Raw genomic sequence first — 19,946 nt, 5'->3', positions numbered from 1 at the left:
AGTCCCTCAGTGGGGCACGGGCGTGGCCGCGTAGGTGCGGCGCAGGAAGCGGAGCAGGACCGCCGAGTCGAACTGGACGACGTCCACGCCCTCCCGCGAGTGGAACTCGATCACCAGCTGTACCCGGCCGCAGGGCCAGACGCGTACGTCGCCGCTGGTGACCGGGGCCCACAGGCCCTCTTCGATCAGATGACGGGCGCAGGTCCTGCGCAGGCCGCCAGGGAGGTCGATCCGCACCGCGTGCGGGTCGGCCTCCGGGTCGTAGTGGAGGATGGCTGGCACGGCACGGTGGCCGTCTTCCGAGTCCGTGACGATGTGGGCGCGTGCGTACTGCTCTACTCCGGCCATCGTCGGACTCCCTTGTCTTCCGCGGCTTCTCGTAAGCGACTTTCCGTGAGGCTTATGTCCTCTAATGTCCCATATCTCGGGGATTTTGCTCCGTCGTCGGGCGGTTTAGTTGGGTATACGGCGCTCTTGCAAAGCGTTCGCAACAGGGCCCTATCATTGAACGGTTCACGAGCGACCCGCTCTGTCCCCCTCCCCGTGTCCTGCCCAGGAGCGCGCGCATGCATGTCCCCGACGGATTCATCGATGCCCCCGTCTCCGCCGTCACCGGGGTCATCGCCGCCGGCGCCGTCGCCGTCAGCCTGAAGGGTGCCCGGCGCGAGCTCGACGAGCGGACCGCCCCGCTCGCCGGCCTGGTCGCCGCCTTCATCTTCGCCGTGCAGATGCTGAACTTCCCGGTGGCCGCGGGCACGAGTGGACACCTCCTCGGCGGTGCGCTGGCCGCGATACTCGTCGGCCCCTATACGGGTGTCCTCTGTGTCTCCGTCGTACTCCTCATGCAAGGCGTTCTCTTCGCGGACGGCGGCCTCACCGCGCTCGGCGTGAACATCACGGACATGGCGATCGTCACGACCGTCGTGGCCTACCTCGTCTTCCGGGGCCTGGTGAAGGTGCTGCCCCGCACCCGCCGCTCCGTCACCGTCTCGTCCTTCGTCGCCGCACTGCTCTCCGTGCCCGCGGCCGCCCTCGCCTTCACCTTCCTCTACGCCCTCGGCGGCACCACCGACGTCTCCATCGGCAAGGTGGCCACCGCGATGATCGGCGTACACGTCCTCATCGGCATCGGCGAGGCAGCCATCACCGCGCTCACCGTCGGCGCCGTCATCGCCGTACGACCCGACCTCGTGTACGGCGCCCGCGGCCTGACCCAGAAGCTCAAGCTGCGGGTCGCGGGTGAACTGGTCGACGCTCCGGCCGAGGAGCCCGCCCCCGCCGCCGCCGGCTCGCACCGCAAGGTGTGGATCGCCGGCCTGGTCACCTCCCTCGTGCTCGCCGGCTTCGTCAGCTTCTACGCCTCGTCGGACCCCGACGGCCTGGAGAAGGTCGCCGCCGACAAGGGCATCGACAAGAAGACGGAAGAGCACGCCACCGCCGAGTCCCCGCTCGCCGACTACGGCGTCAAGGACATCACCGACGCCCGCCTCTCCGGCGGCCTCGCCGGCGTGATCGGCGTCGGCGTCACCGTCGTCGCGGGCTCGGCGGTCTTCTGGGCGCTGCGCCGCCGCCGTACGTCGGATGTCGACCCGGCGTCGACGGCATCCGTCACCTCCTCCGGATCCGAGAACGCCTGACATGGGCGCGGGCCACGCCCACCGGCTCTACCGGCAGGGCAACTCGCCGGTGCACCGGCTGCCGCCGCACACCAAGCTGGCGGCGGTCTTCGCCTTCGTGGTCGTGGTGGTGTCCACGCCGCGCGAGGCGATGTGGGCGTTCGCGCTGTACGCGGTGCTCCTGGGCGCGGTGGCGTACGCGGCCCGCATCCCTGCCGGGTTCCTCCTGAAGCGGCTGCTCATCGAGGTGCCGTTCGTGGCGTTCGCGGTGCTCATGCCGTTCGTGGCGGAGGGCGAGCGCGTCGACGTACTGGGCATGTCCCTGAGCGTCAACGGGCTCTGGGGCGCCTGGAACGTCCTGGCCAAGGGCACGCTCGGCGTCGCCGCCTCGGTCATCCTCGCCTCCACCACCGAACTGCGCGCCCTGCTCCTCGGCCTCCAGCGGCTGAAGCTGCCGCCGCTGCTCGTCCAGATCGCCTCGTTCATGATCCGCTACGGCGATGTGATCACGGACGAGATGCGCCGCATGAAGATCGCCCGGGAGTCGCGCGGCTTCGAGGCGCGCGGCGTACGCCAGTGGGGCGTCCTCGCGAAGTCCGCGGGCGCGCTCTTCATCCGCTCGTACGAGAGGGGCGAGCGGGTGCATCTGGCGATGGTCAGCCGTGGGTACGCCGGTTCGATGCCGGTCATCGACGAGGTGACCGCCTCGCGCGCGCAGTGGACGTACGCACTGGCCCTCCCGTTCTCCGCGCTCGTCGTATGTCTGTTGGGATGGACCCTGTGAGCACTGCCCCTTCCCTCGATGTCGCCGGACTCGCCTTCGCCTACCCCGACGGGCATCAGGCGCTCTTCGGCGTCGACATGACCATCGGGCGGGGCGAGCGGGTCGCGCTGCTCGGCCCGAACGGCGCGGGCAAGACGACCCTCGTCCTGCACCTGAACGGCATCCTGACCGGCGGCGCGGGCACCGTCACCGTCGCGGGCCTGCCGGTCGGCAAGCAGCACATGGCGGAGATCAGGCGCCGGGTCGGCATCGTCTTCCAGGACCCGGACGACCAGCTGTTCATGCCGACGGTCCGGGAGGACGTGGCGTTCGGTCCGGCGGCGGCAGGGATGCGCGGCCCCGAGCTGGAGGCACGCGTACAGAAGGCACTCGCGCAGGTGGGCATGGCCGACTTCGCGGACCGCCCGCCGCATCACCTCTCCTTCGGGCAGCGCAGGCGCGTCGCGGTGGCGACGGTGCTCGCGATGGAGCCGGAGATCCTCGTCCTCGACGAGCCGTCGTCGAACCTCGACCCCGCATCGCGCCGCGAACTGGCCGACATCCTGCGGTCGTTGGACGTGACGGTCCTGATGGTGACGCACGATCTTCCGTACGCCCTCGAACTCTGCCCCCGGTCCCTGATCCTCAGCGACGGCGTGATCGCGGCGGACGGGCCGACGGGGGAGCTGCTGGGCGATGAGGCGCTGATGAGTGCGCATCGCCTGGAGCTGCCGTTCGGGTTCGACCCGAAGTCGGTGCGCGCCTCGCGTTAGTGGGGTCCGGTCAGAGGATCGACCTGCCGTCCAGCGCCCAGTCGGCGCCGGTCGAACCGCCCTGCGGACCGGCGCCCTTGGCGATGACGAAGTGCTGCTTCTCGTCGGCCGTGTCACCGCCGTGGCCGCCCTCGGGCCGGTGGCCGTGGTCGGGCGAGGTGGGCGACGGCGGTCTCGGTGGTGCCGTTGTCGTACTGCTCCTTGGGCGTGGCCACGGCGTGGTCGGCTCCAGGGAAGACCGGTCCGCCGTTCGTCGCGGAGGTCAGCTCCGGCCAGGAGGAGATCGCACAGGTGTCGAGCGAGGCCTTGGCCTGCTCGATCCGGGTGAGGAAGTCCGGGCAGGCGGCGAAGTCGTTCCCGGCGAAGGTGTTGTCGCGGACCTTGTGCTTCGCGGGCCAGACGCCGGTGGCGATGCTGGACCAGCCCACGCCGGACAGCGTCGGGTGGTGCGGGGAACAGGGAAGGCTGGTCCGCGAGGTCTGGCCGTCCGCCATCAGCGCGGCGAGCGTGGGTGCCTCGGCCTCCTCGATGCGCCCCAGCATGGCGCCGTCGATCCCGACGACCGGCACCTTGGGGGCCTCCGAACTCTGGACCAGACCCGTTACTCATCCGCTATTTTCTTGGTTCCGAAGGTGGAGGGCGATGGTTGGGCAAGGAATCGTCGGCGCCAGGCGATTGTTGACCCCTTCATGGACGTCATGGGTGGGGTGAACGGCACGGTGGCCGTCGGCTTCGAGCCGGTTCGGGACGCTTTCGTGCGCAACTTCGGCGAGCGCGGCGAGCGGGGAGCGGCCGTCACCGTCTACCGCGACGGCCGCAAGGTCGTGGACCTGTGGGGCGGCACGAAGGACGTGGACGGGAGCGCCCCCTGGGAGCGGGGCACCGCCCAGATCGTCCGCTCGGCCACCAAGGGCGTCGCCGCCTCGGCCCTGCTCCTGCTCCACCAGCGGGGCGAGCTGGACCTGGACGCGCCGGTCGGGTCGTACTGGCCGGAGTTCAAGGCGCGGGGCAAGGAGCGGACCCTGGTCCGGCATCTGCTGTCGCACCGCGCGGGAGTGCCGGCCCTCGACCGTCCGCTGACGCCCGCGGAGGCGGCGGACCCGGATCTCGCGGCGGAGGCGGTGGCGGCGCAGGCTCCCGCGTGGGAGCCGGGGGCCGATCACGGGTATCACGCACAGACGTACAGCTGGCTGACGGGCGAGGTCGTGCGGCGGGTGACGGGGCGTTCGCTCGGGGAGTGGGTGGACGCCGAGATATCCCGGCCGCGCGGCCTGGACCTCTGGATAGGACTCCCCGAGGGCGAGGCGGACCGGGTCGGCAGGATCGGCCGCATCTCGCCTCCCGAGCCGCCGGGCGGCCTCCGCGTCCGCCCCCGCAGGAACGTCGCCGAGGCCTACGCGGATCCGGACTCCCTCACGCAGCGGGCGTTCGGCGCAATCACTCCCGCACCGGACGAGAACGACGCGGCGTACCGGTCGGCGGTCCTCCCGGCATCCAACGGCATCGCTACGGCGGACGGGCTGGCCCGCTTCTACGCGTCGCTGATGGGCGAGGTCGGGGGAGACGGGCCGGGACTCTTCTCACCGTCGACTCTGGAGGCGGCCCGAGGAGAGGAGTCCACGGGCCCGGACCGCGTCCTGATCGTCAACACCCGCTTCGGCCTCGGCTACATGCTCCACGGCGGCGCGTCCCCCCTCCTGGGCCCAGGCTCCTTCGGCCACCCCGGCAGAGGCGGCGCACTCGGCTTCGCGGACCCGGACACGGGCATCGCCTTCGGCTACGTCACGAACGGCATGAACAAGGGGGTCACGGCGGACCCTCGGGCGCAGGCGTTGGTGGGGGCGGTGCGGGGGGTGTTGTAGCCCCTCACCCCGCATGCAGCATCAGCCCGATCCCCGCCACCATCAAACCCGCCGCCAGCAGCCGCGGCGTGCCGAAGCGTTCCTTGAAGAAGATTGCTCCTATTGCCGCGCCCACGATGATCGACGACTCGCGGAGGGCCGAGATCGGGGCCAGGTCCGCCTTTGTCTGGGCCCAGAGGACCAAGCCGTACGCCGCGACCGAGAGTGCCGCCCCGAAGAGGCCCACCGTTGCGAACGGGCGCAGGCGGGGGAGCAGTTCGCCGCGCCAGCGGTACGCCGCGTAGACCGGGACCGCGATGCCCTCCAGGATCATCAGCCACGCGATGTAGCCCATCGAGGAGCCCGACGCGCGGACGCCGAGGCCGTCCACCACCGTGTATGCCGCGATGGAGACGCCCGTCGCCAGCGCCGCGCCGATCGCCGCCCAGTCCGGTCGGCGGCCCGAACCCCGGATGCCCCACAGCGCCAGGCCCGTCAGGCCCGCGGACGACACCGCGACGCCCGCCGCCTGCCAGCCGTCCGGGACCTCCCCGGCGAAGACCGCCGCGAGGACCGTCACCACCAGCGGTGCCGTACCCCGTGCGATCGGATACGCCTGCCCGAAGTCGCCCAGCTTGAACGAGCGCATCAAGAGGGCGTAGTAGCCGACGTGCAGGGCCGCGGAGAGGATCAGGTACGGCCATGCCTCCGCCGCCGGGATCGGCACGAAGGGGGACAGGAGCAGGCCGATCAGTGTTCCGCCGCCGGATATGAGCGTGAAGCCGACCAGCTTGTCCGTGATGTGGTGGGCTATCGCGTTCCAGCTCGCGTGGGTGACGGCGGCCAGCAGTACCGCCGCCGCGACCACTGGGGTCATGCCCCGAGCTCGCGGACGTCCACCAGCGTGCCGCCCGCGTGGGCGATCAGGTCCTTGGGGGCCATGGGGAAGACGGCGTACGGAGTGCCCGCCGCCGCCCACACCTCGGCGTGGTCGAGGAGGGAGCGGTCGGCCAGGACGCGGGTCTTGGTGGCGTGACCGAAGGGGGGTACGCCGCCGATCGCGTAACCCGTGGTCTCCCGGACGACCTCCGCCTTGGCCCGCGTGACCTTCTCCGCGCCCAGTTCACGACGTACGAGATCCACGTCGACGCGTGACGCTCCGTCCATCAGGACCAGGACCGGGACGCCGTCCGCCGCGAAGATCAGTGACTTGCAGATCTGGCTGAGTTCGCAGCCGATCGCCGAGGCGGCTTCCTGGGCGGTCCGGGTCTGGTCCGGGAAGCGGCGGACCCGGCCGATCAGCTCGGCCAGGCCCAGCTCGCGCAGGGCCTCGGCGAAACGGGGACTGGCGGGGGAGGAGTCTGTTGCGCTCATGCGCCGCACGCTAGCGGTCCGTGTACGGCGCACGCGAACCAGTTCCGGATGCCGGGCCCCACGAGGCCCGGCACGGCGCACCGGCCGCTACTCCGCCAAGAACATGGCCCGAACCAACGGCCCCGCCGAGTCGCCCCCGTGTCCGCCCTCCTGCACCACCGCCCCCGCGGCCAAGTCGCCTCGGTACGCCGTGAACCAGCCGTTCGGCTTCTTCTGGCCGTCGACCTCCGCGGAGCCCGTCTTCGCGCCCATGTCGGAGCCGAGGCCCGACATCGGCTTCACCGCGGTGCCGGCCACCGCCGTGTAGTGCATCAGGTCCCGCAGCGCCCCCACCGTCGCGCCCGACATCTTCCGGGGGGCCGTGGCGAGGGTGCGGTCGTCGACGTCCGGAGAGACCAGGTACGGCTGCTTGAACGTGCCCGACTTCACCGTGGCCGCCACCGACGCCATGTTCAGCGGGTTCATGCGCACCCCGCCCTGGCCGATCAGCGAGGCGCCCATCTGCGCGTCGCTCTGCACGGGGATGCCGCCGTCGAAGGACGGGACGCCGATCGACCAGTTGTCGCGGCCGAGGCCGAAGACCTCCTGGGCCTGCTTGGTGAGGGAGTCGTTCTCCAGCTTCTTCGCCTGGCTGATGAAGGCCGTGTTGCAGGAGCGGGCGAAGCTCGCGCGGAACGTGCCGTCCTTGATCTCGAACTTGTCGTCGTTCTGGAACTTCCAGCCGCCGTACGTCACGTACTTGGGGCAGGGATGCTTCTTGTCCACTCCCGCCAGCTTCTTCTCCAGGAGGAGCGAGGACGTCACGACCTTCATCGTCGAGCCCGGGGCCAGTGAGCCCTGGAAGGCGATGTTGAAGCCCGTCGGATTCGAGTTCGCCGCCGCCAGGATCTCGCCCGTGCTGGGCTTCACCAGGACCACCGACGCCTGCTTGCGCTTCCCCGTCTCCTTCTCGGCCGCCGACTGGAGCGACGCGTCGATCGTCGTCTTCAGGGTGCCCGGCGTGCCCGGCGAGAGCGTGAGCAGCGTCTTGTCGGGGGTCGCCTTCGCGTCGTCCTTCGTCGTCGCCGACTTCTCGGCCGCCTTCGCGCTGCCCTTGCGCACGACACGCAGCTCCACGCCCGCCGTGCCGCCCGCCTTGTCGCCGTACTTCTCGCGCAGGGAGTCGAGGACCGTGCCGAGGGACGGGTACTTCTTCGCCGTCAGCTCGGCGCCGTCCCGGTCGACCGCCTTGATGGGCGGGTCGCCCGCCTCACCCGTGACCAGGCGGTCGCCCTCCTTCAGGTCGGGGTGGACGACCGAGGGCTGCCAGGTGACGAACGTCTTGCCGTCGTGCTCGCGGCGGACGACGGTGAGCTCGGAGTCGTACGCGAAGGGCTTCTTCTTTCCCTCGTACGAGACCGTGGACGTGACCGAGAACGGCAGCTTCGCGCCCGACCGCTTGCCCGGCGTCAGCTGCACGTCGGTCAGGTGGGCGTCCTTGGCGAACGAGGTCAGGGCCGTCTTCGCCGCCGTCCGGTCGTCCGTGAGCGCCGCGGCCGCCGCCACGTCGCCCTTCTGCCACGCGGTGAGGAAGCCCTGCGTGGTGGCGCGGACCTCGGCGGCCGTCGGCGGGCCCGACGCCACCTGCTTCTCGTCGACCGTCGAGCCGCCGTCGGACGAGCCGCCGATCAGGCCGTACGCGGCGAATCCGACGCCGAAGACGACCACGGCCGCCGCGCCGCCGAGCACGCCGGGATGCACCTTGGTGCCGCTTCCCGCACCCGTGATGCCTCTGATGCCCTTGCGCTCGCTGGCGCGTCCTCGCTTGCCCACAAACCCTCCGCAGTTCCCCAGAGCCCCCAAGCTCCGCACCGGAAGGCCCCACCATAGGGGGCTTTCATGAAGCCCCCGACCACACGTCTGTCAACTGCCCGCGGCAAGCACCGCCGCCACGATCGGGCCCGCGGTGTCGCCGCCGTGCCCGCCCTCCTGGGCCATCGCGGCCGCCGCCACGTCCCCCCGGTAGCCGGTGAACCAGCTGTTGGGCCTCGCCTGGCCGTCGACCTCCGCCGAGCCGGTCTTCGCGCCGATGGAGCCGCTGAGTCCGGACATCGCACGGGCGCCGGTGCCGCTGACCGCCGTGCGGTTCATCATCTGGCGCAGCTGCTGGACCGTGGACGCGGGCAGGCTGCCGGACGCCCTCGCCAGCTCACGGTCGTCCACGCCCCGGCCCACGACGACCGGCTGCCGGAAGGTGCCCGTCATCGCCGTCGCCGTGACGGAGGCGAGGTTGAGCGGGTTCAGCTGGACCTGGCCCTGGCCGATCATGTTCGTCGCGCGGTCGGGGCCGCCGGACGCCGGGACCGAGCCGTCGGTCGTGGGGATGCCCACCTTCCAGTCGAGGCCCAGGCCGAAGCGGCTGCGCGCCTCTTCGGTGAGGGACTCGTCCGTGATGCCCTCCTCGTCGACCAGCTTCACGAACGCCGTGTTGCAGGAGCGCGCGAAGCTGTCCGCGAGGGTCGCGTTCTCGTTCGGGGCCAGGCCCGGCAGGTTGTTGATGGTCTGGCTCTGCCAGGTCGCCGTCTTGGGGCAGGGCGCCGGTCCGCTCGCCGTCGTCACGCCCTTGTCGATGAGCATCGCCGCCGAGACGATCTTCATGGTCGAGCCGGGGGCGAGCTTGCCCTGGAACGCCGCGTTGAATCCGTCCGCCCGGTGGTTGGCGACCGCGAGGACCTCTCCGGTGCCGGCCCGCACGGCCACCACCGACGACTCCGCGTACCGCGCGACGGCCTTCTCGGCCGCCTTCTGCGCGGGCGCGCTCAGCGTCGTCTTCAGTTGGCCCGCCTTGCCCTTGGCGAGTGTGAGAAGCGTTTCGGTGCCCTCGTCCTCGGTCTCGTGCTGAACATAGAGCTCGACGCCGGGGGTGCCGCCCGCCGTGTCGCCGTACTTCGCGCGGAGCTGGTCGAGGATCGGGCCGAGCGACGGGTAGTCCTTCTTGTCCAGGACCTCGCCGTGCCGGTCGACGGCCTCGATGGGCGGCGCGGCGGCCTCGCTCGTCTGCAGGGTGTCGCCGTCCTCCAGATCCGGGTGGACGACGGACGCGTCCCAGTCGACCAGCGCGCGGCCGGTGGTGACGCCCCGGACGACGGTGAGCTCGGAGTCGTACGCGAAGGGCTTGGTCTTTCCTTCGTACGACACCGTCGCCTCGACGGAGAACGGTACGCGCGTCCCCGACGCCTTCCCCGGCGTCAGTCGCACCTTCGTCAGATGCGCGTCCTCGCGGAAGCCGGCCAGGAGGAGCGAGGCCACCTCCGCGTTGTTCGTGTACTCGGCCGCAAGACCGGCGTCGCCCTTCGCCCACGCGGCGAGGAACTTCTCCGCGGTCGCGCCGACCTCGGCGTCCGTCGGCGGCCCCGTCTTCACGGCCTCGGGCCCGGACGAGGCGGCACCACCGCCGCCCGTCACGCCGTTCACCAGGTTGTACGCGCCGTATCCGGCACCCCCGACCATGACGGCGAACACCCCGCCGACCAGAGTCACCTTGACCCCTTTGCGCATGACGCGCTTCCCCTCCCCAGGAGCCCTTCCGTGTCCGTATGAACACGGAAGGTTGTTCGCCCCGACTTTAAGGGGTCACACCCAGGTGTCGAGGAGCATTCGTGCCCGCCAGGACTCGATGGGAATGGCCTGGCCGGTGTAAATGGGCCAGAACCAGATGAAGTTCCACAGGATCAGCAGGACGAGCACGCCCGCGCTCGCCGCGCCCACCACCCGCCGCCGCTCGCTCGAACCCGCCGGCCCGATGATCGCGCCGATCATCATCGACACGGCAAGGCAGAGGAACGGGATGAAGACCACGGCGTAGAAGAAGAAGATCGTCCGCTCCTGGTACATGAACCAGGGCAGGTACCCCGCCGCGACCCCGCAGACGATCGCGCCGGCCCGCCAGTCCCTGCGGAACACCCACCGCCACAGGACGTAGACCAGCGCGAAGGCCGCCGCCCACCAGAGCATCGGCGTGCCGAGCGCGAGGACCTCGCGGGCGCACTTCTCGGCCGTGTCGGCGGGGCAGCCGTCCTTGCCGGGCAGCGGTGACTCGTAGAAGTAGGAGACGGGGCGGCCGTCGACGATCCAGCTCCACGGGTTGGACTGGTAGGTGTGCGGCGAGGAGAGGCCCACGTGGAACTCGTACACCGCGTGCTCGTAGTGCCACAGGCTGCGCAGCCAGTCCGGCAGCCACGTCCAGTCGCCGCCCTTGCCGTCCGTCACCGCCCAGTTGCGGTAGTAGCCGCCCGTGCCGTCGGTCGGGGAGAGGATCCAGCCGAGCCAGGACAGTACGTACGTCGCGAGCGCCACCGGCACCGTCGACACGAACGCCGGGAACACGTCCCGCCTCAGGACCGCCCGGTAGGGGCGCACCGCCCCGGCGACCCGGCGGCCGCCCACGTCCCACAACACGGTCATCAGGCAGAAGAAGACCATGATGTACAGGCCGTTCCACTTGGTCCCGAACGCGAGACCCAGGCAGAGACCGGCCGCCCACCGCCACGGCCGCCACCCCAGGCGCACCGTTTCGGCGACGTACGCGTCGGGACGTACGACACCGTCCTCATCGGTCGGCAGCGCCGCCGCGAGCCGCTCCCGTGCCTTGTCCCGGTCGATCAGGAAGCAGCCGAACGCGGCGAGCACGAAGAACATCAGGACCTGGTCGAGCAGGGCCGTGCGGCTCATCACGAAGTGCAGGCCGTCCACCGCGAGCAGCGCGCCCGCCAGACAGCCCAGGAACGTGGAGCGGAACAGGCGGCGGCCGATCCGGCAGAGCATCAGGACGGAGAGGGTGCCGAGCACCGCCGTCATGAAGCGCCAGCCGAACGGGTCGAAGCCGAACATCCATTCGCCGATGCCGATGACGTACTTGCCGACCGGCGGATGCACCACGTACGCGGCGTCCGTGGGGATCTTGATGCCGCTGCCCTGGGCCAGGACGGTGTCGTTGACCTTCTCCGGCCAGTTGACCTCGAAGCCCCGGTGGATCAGCGCCCAGGCGTCCTTGGCGTAGTACGTCTCGTCGAATATCACGGCCTTCGGGCTGCCGAGATTCCAGAACCGCGTCACGCCCGCGACCAGCGTGATCAGCAGCGGGCCGATCCAGCCCATCCGCTTGACCAGCAGTTCCGCCGTCGCCTGCGGCACCCCGAGCGTCAGCCACAGCCGTGGGCTGGGCTCGGTGTACGCCGGTACGAGACGGGCCCGTACGTCGTCGCTGCCTCTGGGCCGCGCCACATGGCCGAAGCGGCGCAGCCTGCGCTGCCACGACGGCTGCTGCTCCTCGGCGCTCTGGCCCTGACGGGTGTCCGGGGAAGACGCGGTACTGGTCACCGCGCCATCGTAGGGAACCCGGCTGTGTGAGTCCCGCTCCCGGCCCCTGCGAGGATGGAACCGTGACAGGAAGCGCTCACTCCCCCGAAGACCAGTCCCCCGGAACCCTTGTGCTGGCAGGCACCCCCATCGGCGATGTCGCGGACGCGCCGCCGCGGCTCGCCGCCGAGCTGGAGTCCGCCGACGTCGTCGCCGCCGAGGACACCCGGCGGCTGCGCAGGCTCACCCAGGCGCTCGGCGTGCAGGTGGGCGGGCGGGTCGTCTCCTATTTCGAGGGCAACGAGAGCGCGCGTACGCCCGAGCTGGTCGAGGCCCTCGTGGGCGGTGCGCGGGTGCTGCTCGTGACCGATGCGGGGATGCCGTCGGTGTCCGACCCCGGCTACCGCCTGGTCGCGGCCGCCGTGGAGCGGGACATCAAGGTGACCGCCGTGCCGGGACCGTCCGCCGTGCTCACCGCGCTCGCGCTCTCGGGGCTGCCGGTCGACCGCTTCTGCTTCGAGGGCTTCCTGCCGCGCAAGGCGGGCGAGCGCCTCTCGCGCCTGAAGGAGGTCGCCGAGGACCGGCGCACCCTCGTCTACTTCGAGGCGCCGCACCGCATCGACGACACCCTCGCCGCGATGGCCGAGGCGTTCGGCGACGGGCGCAGGGCCGCGGTCTGCCGCGAGCTGACCAAGACGTACGAAGAGGTCAAGCGCGGTTCGCTGAAGGAGCTCGCCGAGTGGGCCGCCGACGGAGTGCGCGGTGAGATCACCGTCGTCGTCGAGGGCGCCCCCGAGAAAGGGCCCGAGGAACTGGGCCCCGACGAGCTGGTGCGCAGGGTGCGGGTGCGCGAGGAGGCGGGGGAGCGGCGCAAGGAGGCGATCGCCGCCGTCGCGGCCGAGGCGGGGCTACCCAAGCGTGAGGTGTTCGATGCCGTCGTCGCGGCAAAGAATGCGGCTCAGAGCGCCCCATAGGAGGGCAAAGGACTATCGTGAAAGGCAAAGTGCGGGCCGCGCACCGGGCCTGAAGGCCAATGAAAGGCCAAATCGCCTTCAACGCTCGACAGGTCTGATGCGCTCGCTCCGGGAAAAGCGTCCACTGGTCAAAGGGACGCACCCGTCCCGACGCTGTCGGCTGGGAGGAGAACCCCGGCCGGACGGCGCTTGTCCAGCGGACAAGAGGAGCTGGCATGAGTGATATCGCCGACACCGGTCACGACACGACGACGACAACGCAGACCGTCACGAGCACGGTTCACGAGTCGTACGCCTTCGCCTGCATGCGCTGCGGGCACGGCTGGGAGCAGTCGTACGAGATCGAGCATCACGTGGACGCCGAGGGCAAGGAGTTCGTCCTGTACGTGGCGGACGGCCGGCATGTGCCGTCGCCGCTGTCCCGGCCGACCTGCCTGAACTGCGGTGGCCACGTCGTACGGATCATGCGTGCCGGGCAGGTGTCGTCGGTGCTCGACCTGATGCGGCAGTCGCACGCGCCGCGGGCCCCGCACAAGGCCGCGGAGCCCGGCGCCGAAGAGACGCAGGGCGAGGGCGGCGAAGAGCACAGGCACCACCACTGGCACCTGTCCGACCTGCTGCACCCTTTCCAGCACCACCGCAAGGCGGGCTGACACCGCCTTCGTAGGATCGGGGCATGCCTTCGAAAGACGCCGAGAAGAACGCCGCGCCCCCGCTGCCCGAACCGCTGCGGGTGGCAGTCGCCGACTCCCACACCCACCTCGACATGCAGTCGGGGACGGTGGAGGAGGGGCTCGCCAAGGCCGCGGCGGTCGGTGTGACGACGGTCGTGCAGGTCGGCTGTGACGTGGCGGGCTCGCGCTGGGCCGCCGAGACGGCCGCGGCGCACGCCGCCGTGCATGCCACCGTCGCCCTGCACCCCAACGAGGCGCCCCGCATCGTGCACGGCGACCCCGACGGCTGGTCGCGGCAGGGCGCGCGCGAGCCGGGCGGCGACGCGGCCCTCGACGCCGCGCTCGCCGAGATCGACCGGCTCGCGGCGCTCGCGCACGTCAAGGGAGTGGGCGAGACGGGCCTCGACTACTTCCGCACCGGCCCCGAGGGCAAGGCCGCCCAGGAGCGGTCCTTCCGCGCCCACATCGAGATCGCCAAACGGCACGGCAAGGCCCTGGTCATCCACGACCGCGAGGCCCACGAGGACGTGCTGCGCGTCCTGAAGGAGGAGGGCGCCCCCGAGCGGACCGTCTTCCACTGCTACTCGGGTGACGCGGAGATGGCCCAAGTGTGCGCGGAGCACGGCTACTTCATGTCCTTCGCCGGGAACATGACCTTCAAGAACGCGCAGGGCCTGCGGGACGCGCTCGCCGTCGCCCCGCTCGAACTCGTCCTGGTGGAGACCGACGCCCCCTTCCTGACGCCCGCGCCCTACCGCGGACGGCCTAACGCGCCGTATCTCATTCCGGTCACATTGCGGGCCATGGCCGAGGTGCGGGGCATCGACGAGGACGCCATGGCCGCGGCGATCTCCGCGAACACGGCCCGCGCTTTTGATTACTGATGACTGCTGACCGATAACGCCCAAACACCCGTAGCCCAGGGCAGTGCCGCGACACAGCGTAGTCGGCCTGCTTTGGAGAGTGACGGTTGCTCCGCTAGGTTCTGTCCGCCTCGCCCGATCCGGACCAGAACCGTGGAGCGTCGTCGTGAGTCAAGCGCAGTACGGAACGTCTTACGGCGCGCCCGCCCCCGCCGCCCCGGCTCCCGCCCCCGCCGCCCCGGCCCCCTCTGCCTCCGCCGTCCCCGCGCCGCGCACCGAGGGCGGCCGGGCCCAGGCGCGGCGGGCCGCGCGGCGCAAGAAGGCCCCGGAGCGGCCCGATTCGCTGCGCAGGCTGCTGCCGCAGGCCCTCGTCGTGGCGTTCCTCGCGGGCGGCACCTCCGCCTTCGTCGCCAACGACAAGGCCGTACACCTCACCGTCGACGGCGAACCGCGCACCCTGCACACCTTCGCCGACGACGTGGGCGAACTCCTTGAGGACGAGGGCGTGGACTTCGGCGCCCACGACATCGTGGCGCCGACCGCGGACACCGCCCTGGCCAGCGGCGACGAGATCGCCGTCCGCTACGGCCGCCCCGTCAAGCTCACCCTCGACGGGGAGCGGCGCGAGGTGTGGACGACGGCGCGCACGGTGGACGGCGCGCTGCGCCAGCTCGGCGTGCGCGCGGAGGGCGCCTATCTCTCGGCGTCCCGCAGCAAACGCATCGAGCGCTCCGGCCTCGACCTCGACGTCCGCACGGAACGCACCGTGACGGTCATGGCGGACGGGCGCGAGCGGACCATCCGTACGAACGCGGCGACCGTCCGCGAGGCCGTCGAGGAGTCCGGCGTCAGCCTGCACGGCCAGGACACCACCTCCGTCGCGCCCGAAAGCTTCCCGCGCGACGGCCAGACGATCACCGTCATGCGGATCTCCGGGCGCAAGGAGGTCCGCGAGGAGCCGATCCCGTACGACGTGCAGCGCACCGACGATCCGACGCTGTTCAGCGGCACGGAGGTCGTCGAGCGGGCCGGACACCAGGGGACCCGCCGGGTCACCTACGCCCTGCGGACCGTCAACGGCGTCAAGCAGAAACCGCGCCGCGTGAAGTCCGAGGTGGTGCGCGAGCCGCAGACGCGGATCATCAAGGTCGGCACGAAGCAGCTGCCGAACTCGGTGGCGGGCGCGGACGGCCTGAACTGGAACGGGCTCGCCCAGTGCGAATCGGGCGGCCGCCCGAACGCGGTGGACGGCTCCGGCACCTACGGAGGCCTCTACCAGTTCGACACCCAGACCTGGCAGAGCCTCGGCGGCCAGGGCCGCCCCCAGGACGCCCCGGCCGAGGAACAGACCTTCCGCGCGAAGAAGCTCTATGTGCAGAGGGGGGCGAGCCCATGGCCGCATTGCGGGTCGCGGCTGTAGCGGCTCTGCCGTGGGCAGGCGTGCCGTACGCGCCCCGTAACCTGGACGGGTGAGCAACACAGAGCCCAGCAGCCTCCTCGGCGCCGCCGACATCCGCGAACTGGCCGCCGCCCTGGACGTACGTCCGACCAAGCAGCGCGGCCAGAACTTCGTCATCGACGCCAACACCGTCCGCCGCATCGTCCGCACCGCGGAAGTGGGCCCGGACGACAACGTCGTCGAGGTCGGCCCCGGGCTCGGCTCCCTGACCCTGGCCCTGCTGGAGACCGCCGCCCACGTCACGGCCGTCGAGATCGACGACGTCCTCGCGGCGGCGCTCCCGGCGACGATCGAGGCCCGCCTCCCGCAGAAGGCGAACTCCTTCGCGCTCGTGCACAGCGACGCCATGCTGGTGAGCGAGCTGCCGGGCCCCGCCCCCACCGCGCTGGTGGCGAACCTGCCGTACAACGTGGCCGTCCCCGTGCTCCTGCACATGCTCGACACCTTCCCGAGCATCGAGCGCACCCTCGTCATGGTGCAGGCCGAGGTCGCCGACCGGCTCGCCGCCGCCCCCGGCTCGAAGGTGTACGGGGTGCCGTCCGTGAAGGCCAACTGGTACGCCGACGTCAAGCGCGCCGGATCCATCGGCCGCAATGTCTTCTGGCCCGCGCCCAACGTCGACTCGGGACTCGTCTCGCTGGTGCGGCGGACCGAGCCGGTCAAGACCAGCGCCACCAAGCGCGAGGTCTTCGCCGTGGTCGACGCCGCCTTCGCCCAGCGCAGGAAGACGCTGCGGGCCGCCCTGTCCGGGTGGGCGGGTTCCGCGGCCGCAGCCGAGGCGGCGCTCGTCGCCGCCGGGGTCTCGCCGCAGGCGCGCGGCGAGGCGCTCACCGTGGAGGAGTTCGCGCGCATCGCCGAGCACAAGGAGGCCGGCGCGTGAGCGTCACCGTACGGGTACCCGCGAAGGTCAACGTCCAGCTCGCGGTGGGTGCCGCGCGCGCGGACGGCTTCCACGACCTCGCCAACGTCTTCCTCGCGGTCGGCCTCTACGACGAGGTCACCGTCACGCCCGCGGACGAGCTGCGGGTGACCTGCGAGGGGCCCGGATCCGACCAAGTCCCCCTTGACCGTACGAACTTGGCGGCGCGGGCGGTGGAACTGCTCGCCGCGCGATATGGCATTGCGCCCGACGTGCACATCCACATCGCCAAGGACATCCCCGTCGCGGGCGGCATGGCGGGCGGCAGCGCGGACGGTGCGGGCGCCCTCGTGGCCTGCGACGCGCTGTGGGGCACGCGCGCCTCGCGGGACGAACTCCTCGACATCTGCGCCGAGTTGGGCAGCGACGTGCCGTTCAGCCTGGTGGGCGGGTGCGCGCTCGGCACGGGGCGCGGCGAGAAGCTGGAGCCGCTGCCGGTCGGCGGCGCCTTCCACTGGGTGTTCGCCGTCGCCGACGGCGGGCTCTCGACCCCGGCGGTGTACCGGGAGTTCGACCGGCTGACCCCCCAAGCGCCGCAGCCGGAGGCCTCCCCGGCGCTCCTGGAGGCGCTGCGGACGGGCGATGTCGCGGGCCTCGCGGCGAACGTGGCCAACGACCTGCAGCCCGCCGCGCTCTCCCTCTTCCCGTCGCTGAAGGACACCCTCGCGGCGGGTACGGCCGCGGGCGCGGTCGCGGCCCTGGTCTCCGGCTCCGGGCCGACGACGGCGTTCCTCTGCGCGGACGCGGACGGGGCGCGGCGGGTGGCGCAGGCGCTGCTCGCGTCCGGTACGTGCCGGGCGGCGCGGGTGGCGGACTCGCCCGCCAAGGGTGCCGTACTGCTCTGACCCACAGGGCGTGCCCGACGTACTCAGACGCGGATCTGAGTACGGGATTTGAGTACGGGTGCCCTGATGCGGGGCGGACGTCGCGCGCGACCGTACCCGTATGGGATCAAGCGTGCGCGAACTGGCCGAGCAGACGCCCGCCGGGCGTGACCGGTACATCGACCTGCTGCGGGTCGCCTCGCTCGGCACGGTCGTGCTCGGGCACTGGCTGATGGCCGCCGTGACGGTCGGGGACGACGGCAGGACCGAGGTCGGCAACCTCCTCGCGGTCGTGCCGGAGCTGCAGGTGCTGACCTGGGCGCTGCAGATCATGCCGGTGTTCTTCTTCGTCGGCGGTTTCTCGCACGCCCTGTCCTACCGTTCCCTGAGCCGGAAGGCCCCGGAGGGCGGTTCGGTCTACTCGGCGTTCCTGCGGGCCCGGCTCCAGCGGCTGCTGCGGCCCACGATGGTGTTCATCGGGGTGTGGGGAGCCGCGGCCCTGCTGCTGCAACTCCTCGGCGGGGGCGGGGCGTTGCTGGACGTGACGCTGCGCCTGGTCGCCCAGCCGCTGTGGTTCATCGGGATCTACCTGGCGATGGTCGCGTTCACGCCGCCGCTGCTGCGGCTGCACGAGCGGTACGGGTGGGGCGCGTTCGGCGGCCTCGTCCTCGCCGCGGCGGCGGTGGACACGGCGCGGTTCGCCTTCGACGTGCCGTACGTGGAGTTCCTCAACTTCGCCTTCGTGTGGCTCGCGGTGCACCAGCTGGGATTCCTGCGGGCGGACGGCTGGCTGTGGGGGCGGGTGCCGCTCGTGACGGCGGGCGCGGGACTCGTGGGCGCCGCGCTCCTGGTGGTGCTCGGCCCGTATCCGCTCTCCATGGTGGGCATGCCCGGCGAGAAGGTCTCGAACATGGCCCCGCCGACGTTTGCGCTGCTCTGCCACGGGATGTGGCTGGTGGGAGCGGTGGAGCTGCTGCGGGGGCCCGCCGGGCGGTGGCTGGCCCGGCCGCGGGTGTGGCGCGGGGTGGTCGCGGCGAACGGGATCTCCATGACGGCGTTCCTCTGGCACCTCACGGCGATGCTGGGCGTGTACGGGGTGCTGATCGGCCTCGACGTACCGCTGCCGGAGGTTGCGTCGGGGGCGTGGTGGGCGCAGGTCCCGCTGCGGATGGCGGCGGCCGGTCTGCTGACGGCCGCGCTGGTGACCGTCTTCCGGCGCTTCGAACGGCCTTCCCCCGCACGGGAGTTGACGTCGCCCCCCGGCCCGGTGTCGGGCCCGGCGGCGGCCGTGGGCGTCACACTGTGCCTCTTCGGGGTGCTCGGCCTGTCGATGGTCGGCTTCGGGGGACTCCTTGAGGGGCGTACGGCGATGCTGGTGGCGGTGCGGGTGACGGCACCGGTGGCGGTGGGGATGGCGCTCGCGGGGTGGCTGCTGGTGGAGAGGGCGGGACGTTCCCTGCGCTGATCGCCTAACCTGATCGCTCCACGGCCCGGCGGAACATCCCTTCCGCGCGGCCGAGTTGAGATCGGGGGCAGAGGAATGAACTGCACGCGGTGCAATGCCGCCGCACTGGACGACCAGGGCCGCTGCCCGCGCTGCGACGCCGGGGGGAAGCCGGCGCGCAAACCCTGGGAGGCGCCGGACACCCCGCCCGCCGCGCCTTCGACCGGCGGCCCCGCGGCTCCGCCCGGTCCCGCAGCGCCCCCGCCCGCCGCGCCCCCCGGCCCCGGCTATCCGCCCCCGCCCGGCACCCCGTACCCCCGCTACTACGTCCCCATCCCGCCCCGCCCCGCCCCGGCGGGCGGCCTCGGCACCGCCGCCGCGATCCTCCTCGGCGGCGTGGCCGGCATCTCCTTGCTGCGGCTCATCGCCGACTTCGATCTGTACGGGGATCTGGGCGACGCCTGGCTGGTCTACGCCGACGACGACTTCGGGGAGTTCTGGGGCGTCACCGTCCTGCTGCTCCTCATCGCCTTCCTCGCCGCCATCCCCGTCTTCCTGACCTGGTTCAACCGGGTCAGGACCAACGCGGAGGTGCTCGCGCCCGGCCGGCACCGGCAGCCGCCGGGCATGGCGATCGGCGCCTGGTTCATCCCCGTGGCGAACTGGTGGATACCGAAGCAGATCACCGACGACATCGTCGTGGCGAGCGAGCCGGAAGGCCCCCGGCCGACGCCGCCGCCCGCGCCGTACGGATACGGGTACGCCCCGCCCCCGCCCCCTTACCGCCCCGGCCAGGGCACCCTCACGGCCTGGTGGATCACCTGGGTCGCGGCCAGCGCCACCAGCGCGCTCGGCTGGCTGCTCCTGATGGGCGCGGACGACGGCGACGTCGGCACCGCCCGCACCGCCGTCCTGATGTTCATCCTCTCCGACCTGACCCTGATCGCCGCCGGGATCTGCGGCCTGATGGCCGTGCGGATGATCAGCACCATGCAGGACGTACGCCTCGGCTACGCCCGCCCCGGCATGCCCGGTATGCCCATGCCCCCGCACCGGCCGCCGGGCTGGTAGCCCCGGCCTCCGAC

At 71.7% G+C, this 19,946-nt stretch carries 19 protein-coding genes; 12 read left to right on the top strand and 7 right to left on the bottom strand.

What is annotated here, in order from left to right; all coding sequences use genetic code 11:
- Window positions 1–6 precede the first annotated feature (6 nt).
- Entirely contained in the window at window positions 7–348 is a 342-nt protein-coding gene (locus ACIBKX_RS36345; protein ID WP_363270032.1) for an SsgA family sporulation/cell division regulator, read from the bottom strand.
- Between the two features lie 218 nt (window positions 349–566).
- Here ACIBKX_RS36345 and ACIBKX_RS36340 point away from each other — a divergent pair, with 218 nt between their 5' ends.
- From ACIBKX_RS36340 to ACIBKX_RS36330, 3 genes are read left to right on the top strand one after another with little or no spacing between them, the layout of a single operon-like run.
- Window positions 567–1,637, top strand: coding sequence for an energy-coupling factor ABC transporter permease (locus ACIBKX_RS36340; protein WP_363270033.1), 1,071 nt, complete (start codon window positions 567–569; stop codon window positions 1,635–1,637).
- Between the two features lies 1 nt (window position 1,638).
- Window positions 1,639–2,400 carry a cobalt ECF transporter T component CbiQ gene (cbiQ, locus tag ACIBKX_RS36335; RefSeq protein ID WP_363270034.1) on the top strand — a complete coding sequence of 254 codons (762 nt, stop codon included), beginning with the start codon at window positions 1,639–1,641 and terminating at the stop codon, window positions 2,398–2,400.
- Window positions 2,388–3,152 carry an ABC transporter ATP-binding protein gene (locus ACIBKX_RS36330; RefSeq protein ID WP_363270035.1) on the top strand — a complete coding sequence of 255 codons (765 nt, stop codon included), beginning with the start codon at window positions 2,388–2,390 and terminating at the stop codon, window positions 3,150–3,152. The genes cbiQ and ACIBKX_RS36330 overlap by 13 nt, the downstream gene beginning before the upstream one ends.
- Window positions 3,153–3,265: 113 nt before the next feature.
- Here the strand turns inward: ACIBKX_RS36330 and ACIBKX_RS36325 are convergent, their stop codons facing one another.
- Window positions 3,266–3,721 (bottom strand): alkaline phosphatase family protein, encoded by a 456-nt coding sequence (locus ACIBKX_RS36325; protein WP_363270036.1) that lies wholly within the window; start codon window positions 3,719–3,721, stop codon window positions 3,266–3,268.
- A 120-nt stretch (window positions 3,722–3,841) separates the two neighbouring features.
- Between ACIBKX_RS36325 and ACIBKX_RS36320 the strand changes: the two genes are divergently transcribed.
- Window positions 3,842–5,014, top strand: a complete 1,173-nt coding sequence (locus ACIBKX_RS36320; protein ID WP_363270038.1) for a serine hydrolase domain-containing protein — start codon at window positions 3,842–3,844, stop codon at window positions 5,012–5,014.
- Between the two features lie 4 nt (window positions 5,015–5,018).
- Here the strand turns inward: ACIBKX_RS36320 and ACIBKX_RS36315 are convergent, their stop codons facing one another.
- From ACIBKX_RS36315 to ACIBKX_RS36295, 5 genes are all read right to left on the bottom strand, one after another.
- Window positions 5,019–5,870, bottom strand: a complete 852-nt coding sequence (locus tag ACIBKX_RS36315) for a DMT family transporter (RefSeq protein ID WP_363270039.1) — start codon at window positions 5,868–5,870, stop codon at window positions 5,019–5,021.
- The gene (locus tag ACIBKX_RS36310) at window positions 5,867–6,367 is read right to left on the bottom strand and encodes a YbaK/EbsC family protein (RefSeq protein WP_363270040.1); all 501 of its coding nucleotides are present in this window, start codon (window positions 6,365–6,367) and stop codon (window positions 5,867–5,869) included. Before ACIBKX_RS36310 ends, ACIBKX_RS36315 begins: the two co-directional genes overlap by 4 nt.
- Window positions 6,368–6,454: 87 nt before the next feature.
- Complete coding sequence (locus tag ACIBKX_RS36305; protein WP_399377004.1) at window positions 6,455–8,179, bottom strand: penicillin-binding transpeptidase domain-containing protein; 1,725 nt, start codon at window positions 8,177–8,179, stop codon at window positions 6,455–6,457.
- A gap of 90 nt (window positions 8,180–8,269) precedes the next feature.
- Entirely contained in the window at window positions 8,270–9,904 is a 1,635-nt protein-coding gene (locus ACIBKX_RS36300; RefSeq protein WP_363270041.1) for a penicillin-binding transpeptidase domain-containing protein, read from the bottom strand.
- Window positions 9,905–9,979: 75 nt separating this feature from the next.
- Window positions 9,980–11,725, bottom strand: a complete 1,746-nt coding sequence (locus ACIBKX_RS36295; RefSeq protein WP_363270042.1) for a phospholipid carrier-dependent glycosyltransferase — start codon at window positions 11,723–11,725, stop codon at window positions 9,980–9,982.
- Between the two features lie 62 nt (window positions 11,726–11,787).
- On the opposite strand from ACIBKX_RS36295, the gene rsmI reads away from it, so the two are divergent.
- The 8 genes from rsmI to ACIBKX_RS36255 all read left to right on the top strand — a co-directional run bounded on the left by rsmI (window position 11,788) and on the right by ACIBKX_RS36255 (window position 19,932).
- Window positions 11,788–12,678, top strand: a complete 891-nt coding sequence (gene rsmI / locus ACIBKX_RS36290; protein WP_363270043.1) for a 16S rRNA (cytidine(1402)-2'-O)-methyltransferase — start codon at window positions 11,788–11,790, stop codon at window positions 12,676–12,678.
- Between the two features lie 215 nt (window positions 12,679–12,893).
- A complete protein-coding gene (locus ACIBKX_RS36285; protein WP_363270044.1) occupies window positions 12,894–13,331 on the top strand; it encodes a hypothetical protein in 438 nt (145 codons plus the stop codon).
- A gap of 23 nt (window positions 13,332–13,354) precedes the next feature.
- Window positions 13,355–14,236, top strand: a complete 882-nt coding sequence (locus ACIBKX_RS36280) for a TatD family hydrolase (RefSeq protein ID WP_363270045.1) — start codon at window positions 13,355–13,357, stop codon at window positions 14,234–14,236.
- A 145-nt stretch (window positions 14,237–14,381) separates the two neighbouring features.
- Complete coding sequence (locus ACIBKX_RS36275; RefSeq protein WP_363270046.1) at window positions 14,382–15,635, top strand: ubiquitin-like domain-containing protein; 1,254 nt, start codon at window positions 14,382–14,384, stop codon at window positions 15,633–15,635.
- 49 nt (window positions 15,636–15,684) lie between these two features.
- A complete protein-coding gene (gene rsmA / locus ACIBKX_RS36270) occupies window positions 15,685–16,554 on the top strand; it encodes a 16S rRNA (adenine(1518)-N(6)/adenine(1519)-N(6))-dimethyltransferase RsmA (protein WP_363270047.1) in 870 nt (289 codons plus the stop codon).
- Window positions 16,551–17,438, top strand: coding sequence for a 4-(cytidine 5'-diphospho)-2-C-methyl-D-erythritol kinase (locus ACIBKX_RS36265; protein ID WP_363270048.1), 888 nt, complete (start codon window positions 16,551–16,553; stop codon window positions 17,436–17,438). Before rsmA ends, ACIBKX_RS36265 begins: the two co-directional genes overlap by 4 nt.
- 100 nt (window positions 17,439–17,538) lie before the next feature.
- Window positions 17,539–18,882 carry an acyltransferase gene (locus tag ACIBKX_RS36260; protein ID WP_363270049.1) on the top strand — a complete coding sequence of 448 codons (1,344 nt, stop codon included), beginning with the start codon at window positions 17,539–17,541 and terminating at the stop codon, window positions 18,880–18,882.
- A 75-nt stretch (window positions 18,883–18,957) separates the two neighbouring features.
- Entirely contained in the window at window positions 18,958–19,932 is a 975-nt protein-coding gene (locus ACIBKX_RS36255; protein ID WP_363270050.1) for a DUF4328 domain-containing protein, read from the top strand.
- The last annotated feature ends 14 nt before the right edge of the window (window positions 19,933–19,946 follow it).

The sequence above is a fragment of the Streptomyces sp. NPDC050658 genome (genome assembly GCF_044457025.1).
Lineage (GTDB): Bacteria > Actinomycetota > Actinomycetes > Streptomycetales > Streptomycetaceae > Streptomyces.
This window is presented reverse-complemented; position numbering and strand designations above follow the sequence as displayed.

What these genes read in the sequence shown, in the direction of transcription:
- ACIBKX_RS36285 (WP_363270044.1), top strand. Translation starts at nt 12,894, where the DNA reads ATGAGTGATATCGCCGACACCGGTCACGACACGACGACGACAACGCAG.
- ACIBKX_RS36340 (WP_363270033.1), top strand. Translation starts at nt 567, where the DNA reads ATGCATGTCCCCGACGGATTCATCGATGCCCCCGTCTCCGCCGTCACC.
- ACIBKX_RS36315 (WP_363270039.1), bottom strand. Translation starts at nt 5,870, where the DNA reads ATGACCCCAGTGGTCGCGGCGGCGGTACTGCTGGCCGCCGTCACCCAC.
- ACIBKX_RS36310 (WP_363270040.1), bottom strand. Translation starts at nt 6,367, where the DNA reads ATGAGCGCAACAGACTCCTCCCCCGCCAGTCCCCGTTTCGCCGAGGCC.
- ACIBKX_RS36320 (WP_363270038.1), top strand. Translation starts at nt 3,842, where the DNA reads ATGGACGTCATGGGTGGGGTGAACGGCACGGTGGCCGTCGGCTTCGAG.
- ACIBKX_RS36345 (WP_363270032.1), bottom strand. Translation starts at nt 348, where the DNA reads ATGGCCGGAGTAGAGCAGTACGCACGCGCCCACATCGTCACGGACTCG.
- ACIBKX_RS36300 (WP_363270041.1), bottom strand. Translation starts at nt 9,904, where the DNA reads ATGCGCAAAGGGGTCAAGGTGACTCTGGTCGGCGGGGTGTTCGCCGTC.
- ACIBKX_RS36260 (WP_363270049.1), top strand. Translation starts at nt 17,539, where the DNA reads ATGGGATCAAGCGTGCGCGAACTGGCCGAGCAGACGCCCGCCGGGCGT.
- cbiQ (WP_363270034.1), top strand. Translation starts at nt 1,639, where the DNA reads ATGGGCGCGGGCCACGCCCACCGGCTCTACCGGCAGGGCAACTCGCCG.
- ACIBKX_RS36280 (WP_363270045.1), top strand. Translation starts at nt 13,355, where the DNA reads ATGCCTTCGAAAGACGCCGAGAAGAACGCCGCGCCCCCGCTGCCCGAA.
- ACIBKX_RS36330 (WP_363270035.1), top strand. Translation starts at nt 2,388, where the DNA reads ATGGACCCTGTGAGCACTGCCCCTTCCCTCGATGTCGCCGGACTCGCC.
- ACIBKX_RS36255 (WP_363270050.1), top strand. Translation starts at nt 18,958, where the DNA reads ATGAACTGCACGCGGTGCAATGCCGCCGCACTGGACGACCAGGGCCGC.